Annotated in this window: 8 protein-coding genes and 1 tRNA gene; 5 read left to right on the forward strand and 4 right to left on the reverse strand. The window is 40.5% G+C overall.

What is annotated here, in order from left to right; translation table 11 throughout:
* From ACFFAP_RS32705 to ACFFAP_RS32725, 5 genes are all read left to right on the forward strand, one after another.
* On the forward strand, nucleotides 1–367 hold a 367-nt coding region (locus tag ACFFAP_RS32705), incomplete at its 5' end, for a hypothetical protein (RefSeq protein WP_375515116.1).
* 57 nt (nucleotides 368–424) lie between these two features.
* Nucleotides 425–733, forward strand: a complete 309-nt coding sequence (locus tag ACFFAP_RS32710; protein WP_375515117.1) for a hypothetical protein — start codon at nucleotides 425–427, stop codon at nucleotides 731–733.
* A 38-nt stretch (nucleotides 734–771) separates the two neighbouring features.
* Complete coding sequence (locus tag ACFFAP_RS32715; protein ID WP_375515118.1) at nucleotides 772–1,155, forward strand: hypothetical protein; 384 nt, start codon at nucleotides 772–774, stop codon at nucleotides 1,153–1,155.
* A 12-nt stretch (nucleotides 1,156–1,167) separates the two neighbouring features.
* Nucleotides 1,168–1,266 (forward strand): zinc ribbon domain-containing protein, encoded by a 99-nt coding sequence (locus ACFFAP_RS32720; protein WP_375515119.1) that lies wholly within the window; start codon nucleotides 1,168–1,170, stop codon nucleotides 1,264–1,266.
* Nucleotides 1,267–1,592: 326 nt separating this feature from the next.
* Nucleotides 1,593–2,141, forward strand: a complete 549-nt coding sequence (locus ACFFAP_RS32725; protein ID WP_375515120.1) for a hypothetical protein — start codon at nucleotides 1,593–1,595, stop codon at nucleotides 2,139–2,141.
* A 91-nt stretch (nucleotides 2,142–2,232) separates the two neighbouring features.
* Here ACFFAP_RS32725 and ACFFAP_RS32730 read toward each other — a convergent pair.
* From ACFFAP_RS32730 to gshA, 4 genes are all read right to left on the reverse strand, one after another.
* A tRNA-Met gene (locus tag ACFFAP_RS32730) sits at nucleotides 2,233–2,306 on the reverse strand.
* Nucleotides 2,307–2,472: 166 nt separating this feature from the next.
* A complete protein-coding gene (locus ACFFAP_RS32735) occupies nucleotides 2,473–4,776 on the reverse strand; it encodes a peptidoglycan DD-metalloendopeptidase family protein (protein WP_375515121.1) in 2,304 nt (767 codons plus the stop codon).
* Between the two features lie 792 nt (nucleotides 4,777–5,568).
* Nucleotides 5,569–6,030: a tRNA (cytidine(34)-2'-O)-methyltransferase gene (locus ACFFAP_RS32740; RefSeq protein WP_375515122.1), complete on the reverse strand. Its 462-nt coding sequence runs from the start codon at nucleotides 6,028–6,030 to the stop codon at nucleotides 5,569–5,571.
* Between the two features lie 420 nt (nucleotides 6,031–6,450).
* Complete coding sequence (gene gshA, locus ACFFAP_RS32745) at nucleotides 6,451–7,590, reverse strand: glutamate--cysteine ligase (RefSeq protein ID WP_375515123.1); 1,140 nt, start codon at nucleotides 7,588–7,590, stop codon at nucleotides 6,451–6,453.
* Between the last annotated feature and the right edge of the window lie 290 nt (nucleotides 7,591–7,880).

The following is a 7,880-nucleotide window of genomic DNA, read 5'->3' on the forward strand; positions in this document are numbered from 1 at the left end:
ATATAATTCCTATCTTAATGCTCTTCTTGATGAAGATTCTGTGGAATGGTATTGGGTTCCTAAAGACCTAGCGCGAGTATACAGTAATGATCAATGGGTTCTCCCAATAAATTTTCCTACAGTACTGAATTCTGATGAAGATGATATTAAAGGATTAATTAACTTTGCTAGAGTAGCATCTATGTCCCCTATAAGCATTAGAGTAGATGAAGATGGTGCAATGTATTTTAACGAAGTAGAAGAATGGGTTAATGGGATTTTAAATACTCTTAGAAATTACAGCATTAGCTTATCTATTGATAGAACAAAAAATTTATTTGGAAAGAAGATGGATAGGTTTACTGTAGTGCAACTTAGTCCTTTATAAAAATCAAAAATTCATGAAAATAGGGCATTTGGCTATCTTTCTTCAATACTTTCAGATATGGAGAAACAATTAGTTAAGACAACTTATGACTCCTCAGTGTTATCCCACCAATATCGTCAGGATATAGTTAAGCAAAGTTCAATACCATTTCAGGAGCAAATTCCTAATACAGTAGAGAATACAAAAGCTCAATCATCCAATAAGTTGCTATCAATTATAGGGGCAATTGTACTAAGTATAATAGGAATATTACTATTAATTGGTTTTAGTAATGGTATAGCTCATGGGTTTAGTATAGGGTTACTTTTAGGTTCATGTAAAAAAATTAGTGATTTAATTAATAAAAAAGCGCTTAGTAAAAGTTAAATTAATTAAAGTTTTTTTGTATTTTAATCTATAAATTTATGACATTACAAGCACAACTAGGATTTTTAGGTTTTTCTTTTATATGCATTCCTTTACTAATTATTCCTATAATACATTATTTTAATAATAGAATAGGTTATCCTTTTAATGAAGGAATTCTTAATGCTTTAGAAAAAGGCACTGATGAAATGCTATGTAAAGCTAATTATTGGCTGTTACTAGCTATTGCAGTAGCTAACACAAGTATTTTTTATGGTTCAACTGATAAGTGGGAGTCACTTTTTGTTGTAATATTTGCTTGGTTAATAGGATTAATTCATGCCTTGATAGCATATAACAAAGGAAGAAATTTTTATAATTGGTGGATGTATGGGCATCTAATGTTTATTTTTGCTTTACCTCATGCTCTTCTTTTAAAATAAACAGAAGATTCAATGATTAACAAAGGAATTTATAAAAAATGCCCTTACTGTGCAGAAACTGTAATAAAAGAAGCTACAGTATGTAAACATTGTGGTAATGTTCTTGTTTAAAACCCTTTATATTAACCTCAGCAGCCATATCCATTAAATAATCTGCACTCTCCTCTTCATCATAATAGGTATTATTACTCTCCCTTCTCTTCCATGCATAAGAAGTTAAAGCTAACCTCATAACAGGAAGTTTGGATAATTGCAGTATGAACTTTACTGCGATTGATAAAAATAAAACTTTTTCAGATCAAATACAAAGAGGATTAATAGTTGGGGCTACTACAGGTGTCCTTCTATTTGGGGGAATAAATATATTGTCTAAAAATTGAGGATTATGTTTTAGATCTCCAATAAGGGAAAACTAAATTCAGTAGGCTTAGATAAAAATGAGACTTAGTAAAATTTTATTACCCGTGACCTTGGCTTGCATAGTAGCCTGTCCAGTATTAGCCCAAGCAAAACCAACTATATGCGCTTTTGATGAAGAGACTGCTTCTGAGATTAAAAGGACAGTAACCTTAACTAATATGGGAATAAAAATATCTATTCCAGCTAACTATAGAGCAATAGCTATAGCAGATGGCTCTATAGAATTTGTAGATAATGGCACTTATCAATTGTTCCAATGTGTAACCAAGAATCCTGGAGCTGGAGGTAGAGGATATTTTGGTATAAAGGTATATAAATCAAAGATTGATTATTTATACAGTAATGTGCAAGATATGGTTCCAGGTAGACCAAACTTCTTCATTGTCTGGGAGAAAAAGCAAGAAAATCATACTACCTTTCACAGTCTGAAGTTAAGAATCAAAACTAAGAAAGCTATTTTAGAAGTTGAAGATGTAAATGATAATGGGCCTATAACCACTGAAAAGGAAGCTCAAGAGTTAAGAACTGGACTAATTGAAATAGCTAGCATAATAGATATACTTTAAAAAATATTGCGTTTATTGCCTGATATAACAATTCCGCTCCCTAGTGCTACTGATAACTAGAAGCTGAAACCCCTATATTCTTCTTTTAAAGTGGCTCAGGTCGGAGTTGAACCAACGACCCCAGGCTTATGAGTCCCGTGCTCTAACCAACTGAGCTACTGAGCCATATATCTTCAAATCACCTATTAGTATAGCATACAAATTTGCTTAAGACTAGCGCCTTTTGCAATTTTTTTACAGCTTTTATCCCTGTTGAGGTAATAGAAAGCAAAAGAGGGAGTTTATCTCCCTCAACTAACAAGGCAATGGTTTGGTTACAGATAAACAAGAATTACACGCGTTGCGGTAGGAAGGCTATTGGGTTAACAGCATCCTTACCTCCTGGGTGAATTTCAAAATGGCTGTGTGGGCCAGTGCTGTGACCAGTAGTACCCATTAAAGCAATTGTTTCTCCTTGATGCACCTGCTGACCAGGTTGTACCAGAATTTTGCTGTTATGAGCATAACGAGTCGTGCTGCCATCAGGATGGCGGATTTCAACGAGGTTGCCGTAGCCACCGTTGTTCCAGCCAGCTTTTTCTATCGTCCCTTCAGCTGAAGCAACAACTGGTGTGCCAGTGGAGTTAGCAATATCAATTCCCTTATGCGGTCTTCCCCAACGCATACCAAAGCCAGAAGTGAGAGTGCCCTTGGCTGGCCAGGTGTAAGCTATGGTTGAAGAAGATGATGGAGGAGGCGTTAGTTCGTCAATGGGTCTGGGCAGATATTGATCGACTGCTGCCAAAGGTGGCATTACCTGTGGAGAAACAGTTCTTCCCCGCATCATTCCTAAAGAATCAGAAGCATTTACTCTTCCAGAAGGTGTTGCAACCTTTACGGCTGCTGGAGTGCCAGAGGGAGTCCACTTACTAGGAGAACCTAGATTAGGTAAGAACTCTGGGTTTACTGCCTCGCTAGGGCGGACAGAAGTGCGGAATTGAGGCTTAACTGGCTGAACGCTATAGTTACTCCGAATTGGTGTAGGAACTGGAATTTGGATTGCTACACTATTCGGTTGAGCCACATTGGGTACAGTGAAATTCTTAGGGGTAGAAATAGGAGTGAGGATCGCAGCATGATTAGTTTCGGTAGCTGCTGTTGACACAACTGAGTTCCCAGACTGTTGAGTGCGATATTTCTGCTGTAACCTCTGAATTTCCGCTTGTAAGCTCCGCAAACGGTCATTATTGTTATTGCTTCCCCTTGCTACCCTATTTGTTCGTGCTTTAAACTGTTGCATTTCGGCAAAAGTTTGTGGCACTTGATTTTCACCACCGACGCCATAAGAAGTAGCAGGAGTGGGGGCTGTTTCTAAGTCGGTCGCACTATTTGCCTGAATCTGAACAGTTACCGGTGTAGGGACGGTAATGTTACTGTTGTCGGCAATAGTTGGTGATTGTGAACTAGGTAGATATGAGTTGGCATTACCAATGTTTATAGGGGAGTTGGCAACATGAGGAGTTTTGCTGGACTCTACAAAAGTAGTACTCGCTACAGTGGGGTTACTTGCTACAGTTGCCTCAATTTGAACAGCAGGAATAATTAGTTGTTGACTAATTTTCAGTTCATTTGGATTATTGAGGTTATTTGCCTTGACTAGTTCTGATACGGAAGTGTTATATCTGCTGGCGATCGCTGCTAATGTATCTCCAGGCTTAACTTCGTAGGCTGTTCGAGTCGAGGACGCAATAACTGTTGGTTTAGCTGGTGTCAGTGCGCTCGTATGTGTCTTCTGTTTTAACTTCGATATCAAGTTTGCTTTGCTTGCATCGCCAGAAGTGTCCGACTGAGCTAATATAGTTTTCTCAACTACAGTCGTCGGCTGCGCCAACCCCATATCAGCTTGTGATAAATCTTTAGTCTCCCCAGACCGCAACTGTGCCAGACTATTTCTTAAACGGTTCGATTTTTCTTGTAAGCGATTCAGTGCGAACTCTTGTTGCGCCTTAAGTTGTGCATTTATTTCACTGTTGGCTGCGGTTGACGTTGCCACTGTTTGTGGCTGGGCAGTTAGTGATGCATTTCTAATACCAACACCATTAGCACTAGACTCAGACAGATTATTGACTGTTGGAAAACTAGTCTCAGCTAAGGTATTGTTTAATCCCTGTGCCACTTGGGGCTTCAGGTAGGTGGAATTTTTATAAACTGCTGTTCCTTGGGAAAATCTTTCTGATGGAGGAACTTGCAAAGACATTCCATTTGCCGCGACTTGCCATTTAGCTTCAAGCCCAGGCACTTGTGAGACTGCCGTTGGTTCCACGATTACAGGATTTTCCGGCACGCTCGCTGATGAGACTGCTTGGGACTCCAGCTTTGTGGAGGCGAATTTCACCTCAGTGTCAGGAACAGCAGGAATCGTTGAAGTTGCCTTTTGGCTACCTACAGGCACTGCTGCTTGGGCTTGATCGCTTTGTCGAGTCACCAAAAGGCTGGTTGCTCCCATAGAGATTGCCAAGCCAATCATGGCGGCTTTTGTCCGCACCCGGCGGTTAACTTTTGGATTTATCACATTTAGCAGTTCTACCGGGGCATCATCGCTGCTGGGGTTATTGTTCAACACAGCTTTTACTCTCTTTTTCAATGCTCGTTTCAAAGACGACCTCCTATGATCACTAGCGCTTAACTGACCTCGATTTTTCAGTTGGATACTAGTCAATGATTTAGATCACAACAAATGATAGATCAAGATCACACTCACCAGAGATGCTTACGCAAGATTAACCTGCTTCTCTGATTTAAACAAGTTCACACGTGTTAGCAAAACTTAAATTTTGCTGTGTTTACTTGTCCGAACCACTCCTCACACCACTTAGGACGTTTTACTCTTTACCATTGTCCGCCATTGTCTTGCGTCAATTGCGGGGACTGGACAAACTATTTGCCAAGTCCATAGTCGCTGCCGAGAATTAAATTGCTGCGACTTCTGGAAAAGTGATGCCCCCCACTGTAGATATCTTCAAGATATTTCTACCCAATCAGTCTTCTCAACACGAGACTTTACGTTGATTATTCCCTAAAAAACAACCGTATGATCTATCGGCTACTTTAGGGCTGCTTTCTAACGTTGCTCTAACTAAAACGGCTTAAATGTCTAATATGACTGGCGTTTAGCCCTTTTGTTCCCCAATTTAAGATGTTTCAGATTCATCAAAATCTATCATTCAATTTTGGCAATATCCCAAGTTTTATATACAAATTTCTTATAATAACCTTCCTATCCTTGTAAGTATCTTCCACTACAATTTCGGAAAAAACCCAATTTTAGGTATCTTGTTTTACATATTATTGCAGTAATAAACAAAATTTTTGCTGCCACAAATCGTTCGTCTAATAGATATATGAGAATATTATAAGTATATTTACTTATAATTATAAAGGTAAACAACTATTGTAAATACCCTAACTGACGATGGGTTTCAAATAAGCTAATTGCCACACTTACTGAGAGATTCAAGCTGCGAACCCCCGGTTGGCTCATGGGAATATACAGAGTAGCATCGCAATCTGACAGAATTGCTGGTGGTAAGCCCGTAGTTTCACTACCAAACAGCAGCCAATCATCAGGTTGAAACTGAAAGCTGACATAATTACAATTTCCACCGACAGTAAAACCTAAGCATCTGCCTCCACGCTGCTGATGTACGGTTTTAAAGGCTTTTAGCGATTCGTGGTAGTGCAAGTTGACATAAGGCCAGTAATCCAAGCCTGCTCTTTTGAGGTAGCGATCGCTAATTTCAAATCCCAAAGGCCCCACTAAATGCAACTCTGTACCCGTAGCTGCACAAGTACGGGCAATATTACCTGTATTAGGAGGGATTTGTGGGTTAACTAAAACTACCTGGGGCATTGACTGTATAATTTACGTATTGTATAAAAAAATTATTGTTAATGTTAAATCTACCAAAGGGTAGAGGCGATTGATAGGTTTTATTAATAATAATCAAGCATCCTCCATCAATTAGATTTTTAAAACGAAGCGTAAACCCTCCCAGAGCAATGCCTGAGAGGATATTTGGTCAAAATCAGTATATATAAAGTTTTATGTATAAAAACTAAGTATTTGTATCTTTTAGTGCAAGTAGTATCTCCCAAAAAATCTACCATTTGTCTGAAGACAGTAGATGTGGCAGGGACTGGGGAGTAGGCAGTGGAGATTATATTGTAGGGAGTAGGGGGAGATAAAGAAGCAGAGGGCATGGGGCAAGGGGGGGAATAAAAAATTAGCTCTTTCCCCTCTGCGTCTTCCCCATGCCCAATGCCCCTTGAGTTAAGCCAGTTGGGACGAACACAATTTGTCTTCAAGTTCGATTTCGCGTTCTTGGGTGGCGACAATAGCCTGGGTGATGACGCACTGGCTGTCAAAACCGACTGCGTGTAATTGCAACCACTGTTGAGCTTCATTGCCTTCGTGGAGAATTTTGTGCAAAGGGGAAAGGAAACAACTAAAGCCTCGTTGTTTAGCGATCGCCCAAACATCTTGGTACATTTGAGCAATCCAATCTCTGGCTACGATGCTTCTGCCATCTTGCCAATGCCTCAACTGAGCATCGAGACTACTAGTAGCAGCAGCAGCTTCGTTGTCAGCAGTCAGGCTGACGAGTTCTTCGCCAGAGAAGGTACTTTGAGTTAACGGATCGATACTGGGATTTTCGATTATTTGCAACAAACGCGCTTCTAATAAGGCAGTAATGGCTAGCAAGGCAATGGGATCTGTGACTAAATCGCAAATTCGCAATTCTAGGCGATTTAAATCATACGGACGGCGATCGCCATTTGGTCGCACTGATACCCACAAATGCCGCACGTTTTGCATGGTTCCTGCAAGGAGTTGATCTTCCACCCACTGAATATGATCGGCATGGCTGGCAAATAACGGCACATGGCTAGGCGTTTGCGGAAATACGCCCCAACGGGTGGAGTGATAGCCAGTAGCTTTGCCATCCAGGAAGGGAGATGAGGCGCTGAGGGCGAGAAATAAAGGTGCTTCCATACGGATCACCCGACAGGCCCGCATTAATACTTCTGGGTCACTTATGCCTACATTGATGTGGACGCTGGCGGTGACTACTTTTGTGCCGTAGGTATTCTCAATGTAGTCATGATAAAGGTTTGCTGGATCGGAACGGAGAAAGCGATCGCTCCCACTTAAAGATAAAGTACTCCCCGGTATCAAGGTATAATCGCCCAAACGATTGAGGTAGTTTCGCAACACCCGCCTTGGACGCAGCAAAGCACACAATAAATTCTCGTAATTAGGGGATGGTTGAGTTATATATTCCACGTTGCGGCTATCTGGCTCCCGCATAAATCCATCCAAATCCGCAACAATTTTGTCGGAGAGGCCGACGATTTCACCTTGAGGCGTGCCAGTGTATATCTCTATCTCAAAGCCTTTTAATAAGACCACTTTGTTTCTCCTCGGCTCTCTCTACCTATAAATTGTATCGAAGAAGACGAATCTCTGGATCTATCTTTAAGTCAATCAAAGGTTAAGAATCATTTTATTGATAATTCATACCAAATCAGGACGACAGATTTATTCGCTGTCTTTCGGAGAATTATTGCTACTGAAGCATGAAAAATATACTATAGGACTCATATTTGATTGCGTGAAAAAACTCAGTACACCTTTATTCCTTCTTCCCAGTCCCCATGCCCCTAATCCCCACTCCGTGGGGGCCCCGAGTTCCCCAGTCC

Source organism: uncultured Nostoc sp., from assembly GCF_964245575.1.
In the GTDB taxonomy this organism is placed as follows: domain Bacteria; phylum Cyanobacteriota; class Cyanobacteriia; order Cyanobacteriales; family Nostocaceae; genus Nostoc.